The sequence below is a fragment of the Flavobacterium agri genome (assembly GCF_013401995.1).
GTDB lineage: Bacteria > Bacteroidota > Bacteroidia > Flavobacteriales > Flavobacteriaceae > Flavobacterium > Flavobacterium agri.
The window spans coordinates 513,392-530,936 of the sequence record NZ_JACBJI010000001.1 but is presented as its reverse complement, the minus strand read 5'-3'; the positions used below and the strand labels follow the sequence as shown (position 1 = coordinate 530,936).

Sequence of the window (17,545 nt, the reverse complement as noted above, 5' to 3'; positions counted from 1 at the left end):
GTTTGGCGGCTCCGCTACTTTTTACAATTTTAAGAAGTTAAGAACATCACGATTCTCAAGATACGCAACGTCACATATTATCTCTGTGTTCTGATACAACATTTCACATTTCACATTTCACTTTTCACCTTTCACCAATCACCAATCACCACCAACCACCTAACCGCCTCCAAACCAACACTCCCAAAAATTCGTTAAATAACTAAAAAATTAGTTTGTAAACTAAAAATATAGTTGTACGTTTGGATTGAGGTTCGGGAGAAGATATTCCCTGCCCGATCCGCAACGTCCCCAATAAAAAAATAACGATAAAGAATAAAAAATACATAGCATGCAAAAGCTGACCAACAAAGAAGAAGAAATTATGCACATCTTATGGAAACTTGAAAAAGCGTTCGTAAAGGATGTGATGGCCGAGATCACAGACGAACAACCGCATTACAACACCTTGTCTACGATCATCCGCAACCTCGAGGAAAAAGGGTATGTTTCGCATAAGGCATACGGGAATACGCACCAATATTTCCCGGTGGTCAAGAAAGAAGACTATCGCAAAGGTTTTATGAAGGTCGCGATAGACAACTACTTCAACTCTTCGTACAAGAACATGGTTTCGTTTTTTGCGAAAGAGGAAAAAATTTCGGCCGACGAGCTTCGTGAGATTCTGAACACCATCGAAAAACGCGACAACTGATGGAAACCCTGGCCTTGTATCTGGTAAAATCGGCGGCATTGATGGCGCTGTTCCTGGGCGCGTATCACCTGCTTCTTAAACGCGAGACCTTTTTTAAAAGTAACCGTTGGTATTTGTTGCTTGGGTTAGTTACTTCGTTATTACTGCCTTTGGTTACTTTTAAGAGAGTGGTTTGGGTAGAAGCCGCAGCCCCGATTACGCCAGTGGTTCCTTTGGAGCTTGCACAAGTATCGGATTCAGGACTTTCTGAAATGGACGCTGCGGGATTTGCGATGGCCGCGACGCCCGAGCCTTCGTTCGAAGTCGATTGGATGTTGGTAGCCATCGTCATCTACGGATTGGTTGCATTAGCACTTACGGTCCAGTTCATGCGCGATTTCTTCGCTTTGCGCAGATTGCTCAAAGGAAAAACCGTCCAGAGACGTTCGGGTTATAAGTTCGTAGACGTACCCGAAAACGTGGCGCCTTTCTCGTACTTCAGTTATATCGTGTACAATTCGTCCATGTTCAGCCATGATGAGCTGATCAATATTCTGGAGCACGAAAAAGTGCACAGCATACAACGACACACGCTGGACGTGTTGATTTCACGCATCATCTGCATCGCGTTTTGGTGGAATCCGGTCGTGTGGTTTTACAAGAAAGCAATCGTACAGAACCTCGAATTCATCGCCGACAGCGAGGCTGCCAAAAAAATACCTGACATCAAAGCCTATCAGTTCACACTGCTTAAGATAACCACGCACGAAAGTTGCGTTTCAATCACTAATCATTTTTTTCAATCATTAATCAAAAAACGTATCGTTATGCTTAACAAAAACCAATCGAGCAAGTGGAATTCCTGCAAGTACCTACTCATCGTTCCCGCTTTGGCCGCATTTATGCTGTATTTCCAGGTGAAAGTGGTCGCACAGGAAAAACACTCCGATGTCTTTTTCATCAAAGGCGCGCAAGAAGGCGTCGAAGTCGTGGTAGACAAGAACACCAGCGACGCCGAGCTCAAGCAACACGCCGAGGATTTGAAGAAAAACCATGGCATCAAACTCAAATTCTCGAAAGTAAAACGCAACTCGGCCGGCGAAATCGTGTGCATCAAGGCCGAGTTCAAAGACCAGAACGGCAAGAAAGGAACGACCATGATCAGTGGCGACAAGCCTATCGAACCGATCCGTTTCTTCAAGAACGACAACACGATCGGATTCGGGAATTCGTCGGATCACGTGAGATTGGCCAAAAATTTCCGCATCAGCCGAAACGGTAACGACGACCGAAACCACAATTTCTCGTTCGCTTTCAATGAACCTGATGTAGATGTGGATACCGATGTCGTCGTAGTCGGCGAACCTTTCGAATTCGAAGAAGATAGTTCAGGTGAACACAAAGTTGTCGTGAAATCATTCAAAAAAGGCAAACAGAAAGTCATCGTGAACGGCAAGGTCGTGGCCGAAGCCGATATCGATACCGAAAACGGTCTTGACGAATTGGATCCTATCGAAATCCGTACGATCAAAAACGGACCGCACGGAAGCACCGTTATCGTGAACGGCGAAAAAGTGTTCGACATGACCAGCGATGAGATTTCTGAACTTACCGACAAGGCGATGGAAGAAGCCAAAATCGCGATGGAGCGATCCAGAGCCGACATGAAACGTTCAAGGATTGCAATGAAACGTTCGGCAGCCGACATGCGACGTTCACAAATCGAAATGAGACGCGCCCACGAAGAAGACGATTCTGAAGTAGAAATGGAAGAAGCTCGCAAAGAAATCGAAGCCGCAAGAGCCGAAATCAAAAAAGCCAAAGCCGAAATCGAGAAGATGCGCGCCGATATGAAAAAAGAACAACGCGCCAAAGCGAAGAAATAAGAATTACTTTTTGGAAATGAGTCCCGATTTGCATCGGGGCTTTTTTTATGGCCACGAATTACACGAAAAACACTAATGGATGCAGATTAGTGAAATTTGTGTCATTCGTGGCTAACTATTTCACAATAATTTCGTGTTTGGCGAGTAATCCGATCAGTCCATCTTTGGAGAACATCGCCTTTTTAAGCTTGTTCTTTTCGGGATCGATCGTAAAATTGAAACTCGTCGTGAAATCGGTTTTGTTCGCGATCGTGTCGATAAAAACCGTTTTATGGAGGTTACAACGGTCGAAAATGGCATCGGTAAGGTCGGAAGCCATAAAATCGGAAGCGACGATACTACAATTCGTAAAAACCGTACGTGGCAGTTTCAACGTGTAAAATTTGGCGTAATCGAGTACGCAATCGGTAAAACTGATGTCGAACAGCAACGGGTCGACCATAGCGAAATTGACATCGGTAAAATCGCAAGCGATAAACGCCGCACCTCTTAAAGCGACGTAATGGATTTTGGCCGAAGCGAAATTGCAATCCCGGAACACGCAATCAATAAAAACTACGCCCGTGAAATTACAGGCCGTAAAATCGCATCCGTCGAAAATGCAGTTCTCGAAATCGGTATACATGATGTCTTCGGCTTTGAAGGCTTCTTTGAAAGTGCGATTGGCGGTGTAGCGGATCATAACGTCGATTGTGTCGCAAATGTCTGTAATTTTCGTAAATTATGGTCAGAATCCATAAATACATTTCTCATGTTCCGATTGCTTGCCAAGCTCAACAAATGGCTGCTGCCGAGCCTTACGCGCCAAAAACTCGATTTGGCCAAAGCCAGCAAACTCCAGAAGGCAATTATCGCCTGGCGCTATTATGTGACAACCAGAGCCTTAGAAGAAAATAAATAATTTTTGCGAAAAATGTCTTGCAAATACGGAATTCAGTCCTATATTTGCACCCGCAAACAGCGTACAACGCCAATGCAAGCCGGCCTCGTAGCTCAACTGAATAGAGCATCAGATTACGGCTCTGAAGGTTATAGGTTTGAATCCTATCGAGGTCACGAATAAAAGGAAAATCCGCTCAGTTGAGCGGATTTTTTGTTTTGGAAAAAATGCCGAAAGCTTTTTCAGCTTTCAAGGTATTTTTTTCAAAACAAAAAATCGCGGCTTTGCAAAAGCCGCAAGGATTTTCCTTTCTCAAAACGGAGCTCAATCAGGATCGCGAAGCAATCCTATCGATAAAATATCCAAAATCTCCTACTCCATCTCGAAGCATCTATCTAAAAATTCTTTCTTACGCTTAATCAACATCCAAAAAAAAAATCCACAACTCCCGCCGCAGATTAAACAAGTCCTCACTACTCACTATCAACCCTGCTTCAAATACAGCTTCCAATCGCTGCTCATCTCAATCTCTATGTCATGGCTTTTGAAATCTTCTTTAACCGATTCGATTTCCAAGTGACGATGCGTCTTGTTTTCGAACGTTTCCACAAATGCTTTTAGAATTTCGTCTTTGCGGTTGTCTGACTCTGATATAAGCAACGATTTATTGTTCACCGCCAAACTCGCAAAAACCACGTCCTCATACTCAATTTTCGTTGAATTGATGTGATGTACGCCCACAGGATCAGGTTTGTAGCCGATGTATTCTACACTTACATTCTGGGTCTTGAGCACAGACAGCAGCGTCGTGATCACGCACTCGCGGAAATGCTCACGATTATTGGCCGGAGGCGTCTCGATCAACGCATTGAATTTTACCGTTAAGGTTGAGGAATTTGTCATCATAGCAAATGAAATTCGGCTCTGCCTGTTTCTTACAAATTGACGATATTTTGGGTTGGCGACACTTACATTTTTCGCTTTAAGAGTTGCAGGATATCCACCGAAGTCGCTGAAAATAAGCACTCACGTTAAATTAATCCGAAAAAGCCATCGCGTTTCCTACAAAACCGCTACCTTCAATTCATGAAACGGATTCTTTTCATAATCGCATTTTTCTTTGCTTTCGGTGTGTCGGCCCAGACCAAACCCGTCAATAAAAAATCGGAGGTAAAAAAAGAGAAAACGATCAAATCGAAAAAGAAAACGAAAATGACCAAAGCCGGCAAAGTCGATCCAAACGAAAAAGGTTCGGGCATGACGATTCCCAAACAAGACCAGCCCGCACTCGATAAAAAGCCAAACCCGGCAGCTACGATTCCGTCTAAAGAACTTCCTGCAGACGAGAATCCGAAGCCTTGATTACAACCGTTTGCGCATCACGTAATCTTCCATGAGATAACCGTTCCCGATCGAAATATCGACTGTTTCCGCAATCTCATAACCCAATTTCGAGTAGAAATGCTGCGCTTTGTTGTGTCGGTTCACGTTTAAAGTGACGCTTCTGGAACCGGATTCAATCGCCTGCCGTTCCATCTCATGCATCAACAGCTTGCCCACATTCTTGCCTTGAGCCTCGGGCAACACGTAAATTTTGTGGATATGCGTACGGTTTTCGCCTTTATAATGATGTTCAAAACCTCCGAAACCGTAATATTCGCCTTTTTCTTCGGCCAAAATGAAACGCACGCCATCTTTGTCGTTTCGGTCGAGCGCCTCTACGGAATACATCATTTCGAGCATATACGCCAACTGTTCGGGCGATAGGATTTCGCCATACGTAATCGGCCAAGTGCGTGCTGCAATCGATTGGATGATATTGAATTCGTCGGAAAAAGCAGGTTTTATGGTCATTGTTGACTTGTCATTAAAAAGATTGGAATTTGTTCGGGATGGAATTTGGATTTCGTCAAATAACCTCGGGATTTGCAATATTCACAGGGTTTCCATCGGCAAACGCCACCACATTTTCGAACGCTTTCGAAAAATACAGTTCATACCCGTTTTGCTCGACATATCCCAAATGAGGCGTACATACGACGTTTGGCATCTTCAAAAGCGGGTTTTCGATATCGTAAAGCGGTTCGCTTTCATACACATCGATTCCTGCAAAACCGGGACGTCCGTTCTTTAAACCGTGTAAAAGCGCACCGGGTTCGATAAGTTCGGCACGCGCAGTATTGATCAGAGCTGCGGTTGTCTTCATCAACTCGAGATCGGAAGATTTGACTATCCCGGAAGTTTCAGGGTTCAACCTCAAATGAAGGCTTACGACATCGCAACCTGAAAAGAATTCCTGTTTGGATTGTGCGGCTGCAAAACCGTCCGCAATCGCATTCCGGCGTGAGGATTCGCTTCCCCAAATCACGACTTCAGCACCGAAAGCCTTGGCATAACCGGCAATCCTTTTGCCGATTTTTCCGTAACCCCAAATCCCGATCTTTTTACCATATACCATCGTTCCTATATTGGTTTGCCACTCGCCTTTTTTCATGGCTTCGATAGCTTGAGGGATTTTCCTGAGCGCGTTCATGATCAAAATCCACGTGAGCTCTGCAGGCGCAATTGGTGAGCCGATCCCTTCGGCTACGGCTACTTTGTGTTTCGTACAGGCATTTAGATCGAGATGATTCGAAATTTTTCCGGTCTGGCTGATGAGTTTGAGATTCGACAGACGCGACAACAACGCTTCGGTGATTTCGGTGCGCTCGCGGATAAGCACCAAAACCTCGGCTTGCTGAATCTTTTGAGAAAGTTTTTCGGGATCTTTTTCGGTTTCGGTAAGAACAGTGACGTCGAAACCGTCGAGAAGCTTAAAACAATCGAGACGAGTTACGGCTTGTTGGTAGTCATCGAGAATGAAAACGTTCATAGCCATATCGGTTTATCCGTGGATCGTTTCTTTTTTACCGTATCTCGCAATGATCGTCGCTTCGTGCGCGAGCCATTCCTTCCAGCGCTTTTCAACGTCTATATCGCCACCGTATTTGCGTGCGTAAGTGATGAAAGTCGTGTAATGTCCGGCTTCGCTTTCCATAAGGTCACGATAGAATCTTGAAAGTTCTTCGTCTTTTATGTTTTCGGAAAGCACTTTGAAACGTTCGCAACTGCGGGCTTCGATCATGGCCGAGAACATCATACGTTCCACGAATCCGTTTTCGCGGCTGCCGTTGGTGTTGGCTTTCATGTATTTGGCGAGTTCGCCCACATAATCGTCCTTGCGCTCACGACCTAATTTGTAGCCGCGCTTTTTAATGATGTCGTGCACCATTTCGAAATGCGCGATTTCTTCCTGTGCGATCTTGAGCATATCGGTCACCAAATCTTCGTAATCGGAATTGATAGTGATGATCGTGATCGCATTCGTCGCGGCTTTTTGTTCGCACCACGCGTGATCGGTCAAAATCTCTTCTATGTTCGATTCGACGAGTTCGACCCAGCGCGGATCGGTCGGAAGTTGAAGACGGAGGATGGACATAGTGGAATATTAGGCCACGAATGGCACGAATTTCACAAATTGACTATTGAAATTCGTGTCATTCGTGGCTAAAAGTTAAAAAACAAAAATCGCGCGCTCGCTCATCAAAGCGTTTACTTCCTCTCCTACTTCGGCGATGATCTCTTCATTTCCGATGTTCGAAAGCACACGGTCGATAAGCTCTACGACGGTTTCCATATCGGCCTCGCCCAAACCTCTTGTCGTGATCGCAGGTGTCCCGATGCGGATGCCCGAAGTCACGAACGGCGATTTGTCGTCGAAAGGCACCATGTTCTTGTTTACGGTGATTTCGGCTTTTACAAGCGCATTTTCGGCTTCTTTTCCGGTGATGCCTTTGTTGCGGAGGTCAATCAGCATCATATGGTTGTCGGTTCCGCCTGATATGATGTCGTATCCGCGTTTCACGAAAGCCTCGGCCATCGCTTTCGCGTTTTTCTGGACCTGCATCGCGTAATGGAAGAATTCGTCGGTCAACGCTTCTCCGAAAGCAACCGCTTTAGCGGCGATGATGTGCATCAAAGGACCGCCTTGGTTACCCGGGAAAACAGACAAATCGAGCAATGTCGACATCATCCTGATTTCACCTTTCGGACCTGTCAATCCCCACGGGTTTTCAAAATCCTTGCCCATCAGGATCATCCCGCCTCGAGGTCCGCGCAACGTTTTGTGCGTGGTCGTCGTCACGATATGGCAATGTGGGATCGGGTCGTTCATCAAACCTTTTGCGATAAGCCCCGCCGGATGCGAAATATCGGCCAAAAGCAAAGCTCCGACACTGTCTGCGATTTCGCGGAAACGCTTGAAATCCATATCGCGTGAATACGCAGATGCGCCCGCGATGATGAGTTTCGGCTGTTCTTTTGTGGCTATTTGCTGTATTTTGTCGTAATCGAAACGTCCGGTTTCTTTTTCTACACCGTAAAACGACGTGTGATAAAGTTTACCCGAAAAATTCACGGGCGAACCATGCGTAAGGTGTCCGCCATGCGAAAGATCGAATCCTAGTATTTTATCTCCCGGTTTCAAACAAGCCGCGAAAACAGCCGTATTGGCCTGAGAACCCGAGTGTGGCTGCACATTGGCATAAGTTGCACCGAAAAGCGCTTTTGCACGGTCGATCGCGATCTGCTCGATGATGTCGACCACTTCGCATCCGCCGTAATAACGCTTACCCGGATAACCTTCGGCGTATTTATTCGTAAGACAAGATCCGGCGGCTTCCATTACTTGGTCACTCACGAAATTCTCGGAAGCGATAAGCTCCAATCCGTGAATTTGCCTGTCTTGTTCGTCAAGTATCAAATCGAAAATTTCCTGGTCGTTGCGCATGTTATAAAGTTTCGTTAAAGTGAGCGCAAAAATACGAATTACGTTTGGTAAAATGAATGTTAATTCTAAATTTGATTGCCCAATTTTAACAACCTTTTTGCACTAGTTTTGCAACCAAACTCAACAATAAAACATGGCCATAACCGCTAATGACCCGCATCGTAAATCTTGGTTGGACGTTCCTTCCGAAAGCGATTTTCCGATACAGAACATCCCTTTCGGGGTTTTCCTAACCAAAGAACACGTCGTTACGATCGGCACGAGAATAGGCGATTACGCCATCGACCTCGGTGCGCTTCAGCAACTCGATTATTTCGAAGGGATTGAACTCACAGACGACATGTTCATGCAGGACACGCTCAACGACTTCATTTCGGACGGGCACAAGACCTGGCGTCAGGTGCGCAACCGTATCGCCGATATTTTCGACGCCGAAAATCCGAAGTTGCGCGACAATAAAGAACACCGCGAAGTCGTGATTTTCAACGTATCGGACGTAGAAATGCAACTTCCCGTGCTCATAGGCGATTATACCGATTTTTATTCGAGCCGTGAACACGCGACCAACGTCGGAAAAATGTTCCGCGATCCCGAAAATGCGTTGTTGCCGAACTGGCTTCACATCCCTGTCGGATATCACGGCAGAAGCTCTACGATCGTGCCGTCTGGGATTCCGGTCCACAGGCCGATGGGACAAACGCTTCCGAACGGTGAAACTACGCCTGTTTTCGGGCCTTCGCGCCTTGTCGATTTCGAATTGGAAACCGGTTTTATCACGACCGATGCGAACATCATGGGCGAAAACATCCCGGTTCACGAAGCCGAAGAACACATTTTCGGAATGGTGCTTTTGAACGACTGGAGCGCGCGCGACATCCAAAAATGGGAATACGTGCCGCTTGGGCCGTTCCTCGCCAAGAATTTCGCGACGTCTATTTCGCCTTGGATCGTTACGATGGACGCTCTCGAACCGTTCCGTACCAAAGGCCCGAAACAAAATCCGATGCCGCTGCCGTATCTGCAACAGAAAGGGAAGCACGCGTTCGACATTTGCCTCGAGGTTTCCATAAAACCTGAAAAAGCCGAAGAAACCATCGTTTCCAAATCGAATTTCAAATACATGTATTGGAGCATGAGCCAGCAATTGGCGCACCATACTTCGAACGGATGCCGCGTGAACTCGGGTGATTTGATGGGGTCGGGAACGATATCAGGTCCGACCGAAGACAGTTTCGGGTCGATGCTCGAACTCACTTGGGGCGGAAAAAACCCGATCAAAATGAATGACGGCAGCGAACGCAAATTCATAAACGACAACGACACCGTAATCATGCGCGGCTATTGCAAGAATGCCGAAGTGAGGATCGGATTTGGAGAAGTGAGCAGTAAATTGCTGCCGCCTTTTGCGAGGAATTGATTCTAAGATTTATAGAAATAGTAAATGAAAGCCCGCCGTTTGAGCGGGTTTTTTATTGGGCGAACCAAGTCAGGAAGTCTTTTTTGCGCTGTCGGCTCATGGATAATTTTTCGCCCGATTTAAGTAAAATATCACTTCCGATGACTTTATCTATGAAATTGATGTTCACCAGGTATTTGCGGCTGATCCTGAAAAAGGAATCGTGTTCACGTTCGAGTTTGTCGAGCGATTTCCCTATCGGATAATTCCTTTCGCTGGATTTCAAAAACGTCACGTTCTCTTCACTAAAGAAAAAAGCGACATCCGAAAGTTTGATTTTCTTTAGGATTTTGCCTGCAGCGACCACAATCGATTTCTCTTCTGATGGTATCGTCTCGGGTTTGAGAAGATTGCCGAAACGCTCAACTTTTCCGATTGCGGCATCGAGCTTGGTCTCGTCAATCGGTTTCAAAAGATAGTCGATGCCGCCGTGGCGAAACGCGTCGAGGGCGCGGTCGGGATAAGCCGTCGTGAAAACGATTCGCGATGCGACCAGCATTTTCTTCAAAGCCTCGAACACATTGTCGTCCCGAAGTTCTATGTCGAGGAAAAGCCAATCGGGATGCTCGTTTTCCGCAAGGAACGATTTGAGTTTTTTCACCGACGCACAAACCTGCAACACGGTAAAACCTCTTTGCTTGAGAAGCCTTTCGAGCCTTTGCGCGCTTGGGATTTCGTCTTCCGCTATGACGGCCGTTTTGATCATTCGAAAGACAATATAGGCAAATTCACGACAAAGATCCGGTCGGTTTGTGAAACGGAGATGCGCTCGTCCGTAAGCAATTCGTAGCGTTTGCGGATATTTTCGAGACCGGTTTTTTCAGAATCCACGGCGATTTTGGGCACTCTTGAATTTCGGATGACGAGATTCATGTCGTCGCGGAAAATCTCTATCGCAATCGGATTTTCATCTTCAAAAATGTTGTGCTTGAAAATGTTGTCGACGATTTCCTGAAGCGCGTCGGTCAAAATATGATAGTTCACAGGATTTTCGGGTTTGATCTCAATCGAAAACGAATCGCCGAATTTAGCTCGGTAAATTTCTATATACTCCGATATGAAATCGAGTTCTTTCCAAAGTGCGATGAAATCTTCGTCGTTTTCCGAAAAGAATTTGCGATAGACATTTGATAGCCGTTGCCCGAATTCAGAAGCTTTTTTCGGATCGGATTCGATCAATGAAATCAGCATGTTCAGGTTGTTGAAAAAGAAATGCGGATTCACGTGACGCTTCAATTGGTCGTATTCCGATTGTTTGTTCACCAACGATTTACCCAATGAACGCAATTTGTAATCTTTTGCTTCCGATTCGGCTTTTTGACGCACTAGGAACAACAGTGCCGACGCAGAAAACAAAGACGGGAACAACAACGTCATCAAAATTCCTATCGTTATTTGGGACTGCCAAGGTTGTACCATCACCAATCCCGTCAAAAGCGTCAAAGCGGTTGCCAATAGGATTACGAGAAGCGTTCGCTTTGCCAAAAAGTCAATTCGTGAACCGATCCAGATCGCGAATAAAGCCACGGCATTCGTCAAAATTGAATAGGTTACAATCCAAAGTATGAAAAGCATATAACCGCTTATGGTAGGATCTGTCGGGAATTCGTACAACAGCAATACTGAACAAAAAACCGATTCGGGTAAAGCGACCCAAAACAACAACCTCAATGCAAATTTTGGTGTCAACACGAATGTAAACAATGATGCTTGGGATTTTGTAAACCTGATACGTGTGAGAAAAACTTCGGTCAGGAAAAAACAAATACAGAAAATGCCTTGGAAAACAGGAAGTTCGGGCTTGTCGTCGTTTCCTGTGGCATAAAAGAAAATCCCCGTCGAAAGCATCGACACCAATCCCATGGCGAAAGCCGTAAGCGCTACGGAAGCAAATCGCTTTCCTATCTTACTTTCAAAAACGGGCAATACGAATGCCACGCCAACTGCAGGAATACCAAGGATACAAGCCACCATGAGCATGGCCGGCCAATTGAGATGATCTGAAAAACCGCCTTCCAAAAACATGATCAATGCTGAGATTGCCAAAGGTATCAGCCAAAGCGAAAGGAACAAACGAAGAGATTTCATAACGTCGGAATTTATTTGGCAAACCTACGATTGTGAAAAAGCGGTAGAAAAAGAAAAAAGGCGAATGGCGATTTGGCGCAAGCGAACGGTCAATTTCGTCAGGCAGCAATTTCTTTTCTTCCTATCAAAGCCGGAATATTGAACAAAACCACCGACACGAAAACCACCGAATACGCCGCATATTGCCACGCATCGGCTTCTTCATTGAAATGGAACACCGAAAGCGCGAAGGCGATGATCGGGTTGATGTTCATCAGCATACCGACGGTAGACGATTTTATCCCTTTAAGCGCGTACAAACTCAGGAACATCGGGAAAATGGTAAAACAGGTCGCGATAATCAGGATGAACGTGTAGAATTTCGGCTCCGTGGGCATTCCTACCTCGAAAAACGGAAGTACCGGCAACAGCGCCAAAACCGCAATGGAAACATGTAGCGTAAGGACTACGAAACTGTCGATACCGGCGTTTTTTTTCTGCAAAATCAAGTATAACGCATACGAGAAAGCAATTAAGATACTCAGCAGCAAATCCATAAAATGACCCAGCGCGAGCATCGAACAACCGATTGCGCCAACGAGAAGCGCGACCCATTGCAGTTTCTTCATCTGTTCCTTGAGCAGAAGATTGGCCAGGACGGCCGTCAATATCGGACATACGAGATACGCGAGCGACGTGGCTTTCACACTCACGAAATTCATCACGTAGATAAAGATGAACCAGTTGGAAGTCAGCAATAGTCCGGCGAGCAGATTCCACAGGATAAGGCTGCGTCTTTGGGTAACCGACAGATTCTTGAGGAAATTTTTCGTGTCCGAAACCGATTTCTTCCGAAATACGAATACCAACACCACAAGCAAAACCAAACACGTGATGATGCGGTAGAACAAAATTTCGAGTGGTGGAAATTGTTTGATCGGACGCAGCGCCAAACTGAACAATCCCCAAATGAGGAAAGCCGAAACGGCACTAAGGTAGTAGCGGGAGTTGTTCATTTGGGCAAAGGTAGTGATGGAGCGCTAAAGTGCAAGATGTCTATATGCCTAAAAAAGCTGCGCATTAAATGATTTAGCCACAAATGACACGAATATCACAAATAGATTTAGTGAAATTTGTGTCATTCGCGGCCAAACTAAAAAATGTCCACGTCGCCTTTACCTTCACGAACTACGACAGGCTCATAACCCGACAAATCGATGATAGTGGACGCTTCGTTGCCTCCATAGCCGCCATCGACGACGACGTCTACGAGATTCTGCCATTTTTCGAAAATCAATTCGGGATCGGTAGAATATTCGAGCACTTCGTCTTCGTCGTAAATAGAGGTAGAAACAATTGGATTGCCCAACTGACGCACGATTTCTATCGCTATATTGTTGTCGGGCACACGGATACCGACCGTGTTCTTCTTTTTGAATTCCTTCGGAAGGTTGTTGTTTCCGGGCAAAATGAACGTATAAGGGCCGGGCAACGCACGCTTGAGCAGTTTGAACGTGGCCGTGTCGATCTGTTTCACGTAATCGGACAGATTGCTCAAATCGCTGCACACGAAAGAAAAATTCGCTTTTTCGAGCTTGATTCCTTTGATGCGCGCGATTTTCTCGAGCGCTTTCGAATTCGTGATGTCGCAACCCAAACCGTAAACCGTATCGGTCGGATAAATCACGAGGCCGCCTTCGCGCAATATTTTGACGACGCGTTGTATGGCGGCTTCACTGGGTTTGTCTTCGTATATTTTTATGAATTGGGCCATTTTGGGATATTGAATGATGATTTCAATTGCTAATGAAGATACGACCAAAAATCTGAAATCGCAATTTTAAGACGGCCGGAATACTTTAGATGGATTCCTGTTGTGCCGGTTTCAAATAGAAGAAGTCATTTCTTCTGCTTAAGCACCTCGATGCGTTTTTGTATCCTCACTTTGCTTTCCTCATCCGATTTAGGCAACATTTTCTCGTAATAAGCGATCGCTTTGTCGTATTGGCCTTTTTCGGAATAGCACATCGCGATGTTGTTCTGAATGACCGTATCGTCGGGGGCGAGTTTTTCGGCTTTGAGCAACAGTACCAATGCGCCGTCGAAATCCTTGTCGAGAAGTTTGAGGATCGCAAGGTTCGACAAATTCATCACGTCGTCGGGATAATACTTAAGAACCGTTTCCGAGATACGTCTCATGTTGACCAAAAGCGCGTCGTCTTCGGTTTCATACAATTGGTTGAAATAGCCTTGGATGCTGCCGAGCATAAAGTTTTTAGGGTCGTCTACAGGCTTACCGTCGCGCCAAAGCCATTGGTTCTTGATTTTATCCGAATAATCGATGGTCGCGATGATTTCGTCGGTAAAGTTTTTCCAATCGCGCAGTTCGCCAAGTGCGTATGTCTTTCCGAAACGCATGTCGAGCCTTTTTGGAAATTTGGCGATCGCCTCGTTTATGGTTTTCATCGCCGATCCCAACTTTTTCGGATCGTAACTCGTGTCGCCCTGATACAGGTAACTTACTGTATTTCCTGTGGAATCCTGTAGCGCAAAAGCTTCTTTCCCTTCTGGATTATTGCCCAGATGCAGCAATTCCTGGCGCGCGTTCGAAAAGTAATAGTTGAAACGCGCCACGTACAATTCGGGATCGTTTTTTCGTTTCGCTTCCCATTCTCTAAGTGTTTTTTGCTGGCCGATCGTGTCCTTGTCTTTGAAAAACCCATTAAATTGTTCGCGGAAATCCTGGGCTTGCACACCGCAAACCATCAAAATGGCGAATATGGGAAACAGTCTTCTAAACATTAGCGCAATCCAATTTCGTGAGGAATTTTTCAAAATCGGCAAGACCTTGCTCATCCATGACTTGAGGAGAAATCACAAGTTCTTTGCTATTTCCGTGTTTTATGATCCAGTCGCCCGCGAACTTTTTCACTTCGGTAATTTGAGACAACTCGATTTTTTTGAAAAAAGGTGAATCATTGCGTCGGATGAAATTTTCGCCCAATGTCAGGTAGCCAGAATGCCATTTATGAAGCGCTATGCCGATCCATAGCGCACCGATGCCAATAAATCCGACCACTTCGGATGAGCCGTAAAACCGTGACACTACACCGCAAACGACAAGGGACGAACCTATGGTCAACGGCCACAACACTTGATTCTTCCTGTATCGGATCGTTATTTCCATGATTGATTATTATCCTTGCAAGATAAACGGAATCCACCAAAAATTACCCGATCACGTCAAGCTTCGCGAAACGCAACAACAATTTCTTGATTCCGCCTACTTCAAATCGGATTTCGGCTTTGCGGTCGCCTCCTACTCCTTCGAGATTGAGGATTTCGCCTTTGCCGAAACGCTCGTGCATCACAATATTTCCGGGAACGAGCTTTCCGTCGAAAAGATTCGCGGAACTGCCACTACTACCGCTACTGTTCACAGGTTTCAGCTTACGGATGTTCATGTCCGGCTTCGGTTCGTTATCGGTAACCCATTTCGGAGGCGTGCCGTTCGTAGGCTTGGTCTGGCGCAACTTCGATTTGTCGACGTCACCGAAAATGTCGATGTCGATCATCGGCTTGTAACGGTAATTCGTTTCGGGCTGCGTGAGGTATTCGAGATACTCGGGTTTGATTTCCTCTATGAAACGCGAAGGCTCGCTGTCGGTGAGTTTTCCCCAACGGTAACGCGATTGCGCATAGGTTAGGTACGCCTGTTTTTCGGCTCGTGTGAGCGCTACATAGAACAAACGTCTTTCTTCCTCGAGTTCGCTTCTCGTGTTCATGCTCATCGCACTCGGAAACAGGTCTTCTTCCATCCCGACGACAAAAACATAAGGAAACTCAAGTCCTTTTGCCAAGTGGATCGTCATGAGTGCGACACGGTCGTCATCGCCCGTATCTTTATCGAGATCGGTGGCAAGCGCGACGTCTTCGAGGAATTCCGAAAGCGCTCCTCTGGCGCCGTCCACTTCCTTCTGGCCTTCGATAAAATCCTTGATACCGTTCAAAAGCTCTTCAATGTTCTCGATACGTGCGATTCCTTCGGGCGTCGCATCCTTTTTGAGTTCCATGACAAGCCCGGTTTTCTTGGTCACGTGTTCGGCCAGGAAAAACGCATCGTGGGTTTCGTTAAGCACCTGAAAACTCTTGATCATCGTGACGAAATCGTCGAGTTTCTTGCGTGTACCCGAATTGAGTTTGAGATCGATCCTGTCGAGATTTTCCATGATCTCGAAAATCGAGCGCTTGTAATGGTTGGCCGCGACCGTAAGTTTTTCCACAGTCGAATCGCCTATACCGCGTGCCGGATAATTGATCACACGCACCAAAGCTTCCTCGTCCTTCGGATTGATGACCAACCGCAGGTAACTCAAAACGTCTTTGATTTCCTTGCGCTGGTAAAACGACAAGCCGCCATAAATGCGGTACGGGATGTCGCGTTTGCGCAAGGCGTCTTCCATGGCGCGCGATTGGGCGTTGGTTCGGTACAGGATCGCAAAATGCCCGTTGTTGAACTGTTGCTGCATTTTCTGTTCCCAAATCTCGCCGGCCACGAATCGGCCTTCTTCACCGTCGGTAAGCGAACGGTGCACTTTTATTTTCGGCCCGTCGTCGTTGGCCGTCCAAACGACCTTGTCGAGCTTGGTCTTGTTCTTGTCTATGATGGAATTCGCGGCTTCGACGATGTTGCGCGTCGAACGGTAATTCTGCTCGAGGCGGTACGTCTGCACACCTTCGTAATCCTTTTGGAAATTGAGGATGTTGTTGATGTTCGCGCCCCGGAACGCATAAATACTCTGCGCATCGTCACCGACCACGCAAATGTTTTGGAATTTGTCCGACAAAGCACGAACAATCAAATACTGTGAATGGTTCGTATCTTGGTACTCATCCACGAGGATGTATCGGAAGCGGTTTTGATATTTGTTCAGGACATCGGGAAAACGCGCCAAAAGCTCGTTCGTTTTGAGAAGCAAATCGTCGAAATCCATCGCACCGGCCTTGAAACAGCGGTCGACGTAATTTTGGTAGACTTCTCCGAGACGCGGCTTTTTACTCATCGCATCGGCTTCCTGAAGCTCTGGATTGTTGAAATATGCCTTGACCGTGATCAGGCTGTTTTTATACGACGAAATACGGCCCAAAACTTGCTTTGGTTTGTAAATATCCTTGTCGAGCTGCATTTCCTTGATGATCGCTCCGATAAGCCTAACGGAATCCTGAGTATCGTAGATCGTGAAATTCGACGGATATCCGAGTTTGTCTGATTCGGCACGCAAAATCCTTGCGAAAATCGAGTGGAAAGTTCCCATCCAAAGATTCTTTGCCTCGTTGTTTCCCACAATGGATGCGATACGCGATTTCATTTCACGTGCCGCCTTGTTGGTAAACGTGAGAGCCAAAATGTTGAAGGCGTCGATTCCCTGAGACATCAGGTAGGCGATCCTGATGGTCAGTACACGCGTTTTTCCTGATCCCGCACCGGCGATGATGATCATCGGGCCGTCTTTCTGCAAGGTCGGGGCGCGTTGGGCGTCGTTAAGTCCGGAGATGTATTTTTCGATAGGTTCCAAGCGCGCAAAATTAAAGTTCCGGACGGCAAATTCCAAATGGCAAAGTGCTAAAAAACCGATAAGTCCGAAAAGAAATCGAGTGGTTTTTATTAACAATCGGAAAGTTCGGAAGTCACCACGCGCCAAACGTTTCCAGAATTCCTACTTTTCAATTTTGTGCCATCGATACAACCCAACTC

At 46.2% G+C, this 17,545-nt stretch carries 18 protein-coding genes and 1 tRNA gene; 6 read left to right on the top strand and 13 right to left on the bottom strand.

Features of this window, described 5'->3' with window-relative positions; all coding sequences use genetic code 11:
- Nucleotides 1-331 precede the first annotated feature (331 nt).
- Both HZF10_RS02535 and HZF10_RS02530 read left to right on the top strand, forming a co-directional pair.
- Nucleotides 332-694, top strand: a complete 363-nt coding sequence (locus HZF10_RS02535) for a BlaI/MecI/CopY family transcriptional regulator (protein WP_176004607.1) — start codon at nucleotides 332-334, stop codon at nucleotides 692-694.
- On the top strand, nucleotides 694-2,559 hold the full coding sequence (locus tag HZF10_RS02530; protein ID WP_176004606.1) for a M56 family metallopeptidase: 1,866 nt from the start codon (nucleotides 694-696) through the stop codon (nucleotides 2,557-2,559). The genes HZF10_RS02535 and HZF10_RS02530 overlap by 1 nt, the downstream gene beginning before the upstream one ends.
- Nucleotides 2,560-2,674: 115 nt before the next feature.
- Here the strand turns inward: HZF10_RS02530 and HZF10_RS02525 are convergent, their stop codons facing one another.
- Complete coding sequence (locus tag HZF10_RS02525; protein WP_176004605.1) at nucleotides 2,675-3,241, bottom strand: pentapeptide repeat-containing protein; 567 nt, start codon at nucleotides 3,239-3,241, stop codon at nucleotides 2,675-2,677.
- 69 nt (nucleotides 3,242-3,310) lie between these two features.
- Between HZF10_RS02525 and HZF10_RS02520 the strand changes: the two genes are divergently transcribed.
- A complete protein-coding gene (locus HZF10_RS02520; RefSeq protein WP_176004604.1) occupies nucleotides 3,311-3,460 on the top strand; it encodes an SsrA-binding protein in 150 nt (49 codons plus the stop codon).
- 81 nt (nucleotides 3,461-3,541) lie between these two features.
- A tRNA-Arg gene (locus HZF10_RS02515) sits at nucleotides 3,542-3,615 on the top strand.
- 307 nt (nucleotides 3,616-3,922) lie between these two features.
- Here the strand turns inward: HZF10_RS02515 and HZF10_RS02510 are convergent.
- Nucleotides 3,923-4,345, bottom strand: coding sequence for a hypothetical protein (locus HZF10_RS02510; RefSeq protein ID WP_176004603.1), 423 nt, complete (start codon nucleotides 4,343-4,345; stop codon nucleotides 3,923-3,925).
- Between the two features lie 180 nt (nucleotides 4,346-4,525).
- Between HZF10_RS02510 and HZF10_RS02505 the strand changes: the two genes are divergently transcribed.
- Nucleotides 4,526-4,801, top strand: a complete 276-nt coding sequence (locus HZF10_RS02505) for a hypothetical protein (RefSeq protein ID WP_176004602.1) — start codon at nucleotides 4,526-4,528, stop codon at nucleotides 4,799-4,801.
- Here the strand turns inward: HZF10_RS02505 and HZF10_RS02500 are convergent, their stop codons facing one another.
- The 4 genes from HZF10_RS02500 to glyA all read right to left on the bottom strand — a co-directional run bounded on the left by HZF10_RS02500 (nucleotide 4,802) and on the right by glyA (nucleotide 8,267).
- Nucleotides 4,802-5,293, bottom strand: coding sequence for a GNAT family N-acetyltransferase (locus HZF10_RS02500; RefSeq protein ID WP_176004601.1), 492 nt, complete (start codon nucleotides 5,291-5,293; stop codon nucleotides 4,802-4,804).
- Nucleotides 5,294-5,348: 55 nt separating this feature from the next.
- Nucleotides 5,349-6,311: a D-2-hydroxyacid dehydrogenase family protein gene (locus HZF10_RS02495; RefSeq protein WP_176004600.1), complete on the bottom strand. Its 963-nt coding sequence runs from the start codon at nucleotides 6,309-6,311 to the stop codon at nucleotides 5,349-5,351.
- Nucleotides 6,312-6,323: 12 nt separating this feature from the next.
- Nucleotides 6,324-6,911 (bottom strand): MiaE family protein, encoded by a 588-nt coding sequence (locus tag HZF10_RS02490; protein ID WP_317171586.1) that lies wholly within the window; start codon nucleotides 6,909-6,911, stop codon nucleotides 6,324-6,326.
- Nucleotides 6,912-6,992: 81 nt separating this feature from the next.
- A complete protein-coding gene (glyA, locus tag HZF10_RS02485; protein ID WP_176004598.1) occupies nucleotides 6,993-8,267 on the bottom strand; it encodes a serine hydroxymethyltransferase in 1,275 nt (424 codons plus the stop codon).
- Nucleotides 8,268-8,400: 133 nt separating this feature from the next.
- On the opposite strand from glyA, the gene fahA reads away from it, so the two are divergent.
- Entirely contained in the window at nucleotides 8,401-9,684 is a 1,284-nt protein-coding gene (gene fahA / locus HZF10_RS02480; RefSeq protein WP_176004597.1) for a fumarylacetoacetase, read from the top strand.
- Nucleotides 9,685-9,736: 52 nt separating this feature from the next.
- Here the strand turns inward: fahA and HZF10_RS02475 are convergent, their stop codons facing one another.
- The 7 genes from HZF10_RS02475 to HZF10_RS02445 form a co-directional block, all read right to left on the bottom strand.
- Nucleotides 9,737-10,429, bottom strand: a complete 693-nt coding sequence (locus HZF10_RS02475) for a LytR/AlgR family response regulator transcription factor (RefSeq protein ID WP_176004596.1) — start codon at nucleotides 10,427-10,429, stop codon at nucleotides 9,737-9,739.
- A complete protein-coding gene (locus tag HZF10_RS02470; RefSeq protein ID WP_176004595.1) occupies nucleotides 10,426-11,811 on the bottom strand; it encodes a sensor histidine kinase in 1,386 nt (461 codons plus the stop codon). Before HZF10_RS02470 ends, HZF10_RS02475 begins: the two co-directional genes overlap by 4 nt.
- Nucleotides 11,812-11,909: 98 nt before the next feature.
- Nucleotides 11,910-12,806, bottom strand: coding sequence for an EamA family transporter (locus HZF10_RS02465; RefSeq protein WP_176004594.1), 897 nt, complete (start codon nucleotides 12,804-12,806; stop codon nucleotides 11,910-11,912).
- Nucleotides 12,807-12,943: 137 nt separating this feature from the next.
- Entirely contained in the window at nucleotides 12,944-13,564 is a 621-nt protein-coding gene (locus tag HZF10_RS02460) for an L-threonylcarbamoyladenylate synthase (RefSeq protein WP_176004593.1), read from the bottom strand.
- 125 nt (nucleotides 13,565-13,689) lie between these two features.
- Nucleotides 13,690-14,592, bottom strand: coding sequence for a tetratricopeptide repeat protein (locus tag HZF10_RS02455; protein ID WP_176004592.1), 903 nt, complete (start codon nucleotides 14,590-14,592; stop codon nucleotides 13,690-13,692).
- The gene (locus HZF10_RS02450) at nucleotides 14,585-14,977 is read right to left on the bottom strand and encodes a PH domain-containing protein (RefSeq protein WP_176004591.1); all 393 of its coding nucleotides are present in this window, start codon (nucleotides 14,975-14,977) and stop codon (nucleotides 14,585-14,587) included. Before HZF10_RS02450 ends, HZF10_RS02455 begins: the two co-directional genes overlap by 8 nt.
- A 43-nt stretch (nucleotides 14,978-15,020) precedes the next feature.
- Nucleotides 15,021-17,357, bottom strand: coding sequence for an ATP-dependent helicase (locus HZF10_RS02445; protein ID WP_176004894.1), 2,337 nt, complete (start codon nucleotides 17,355-17,357; stop codon nucleotides 15,021-15,023).
- Between the last annotated feature and the right edge of the window lie 188 nt (nucleotides 17,358-17,545).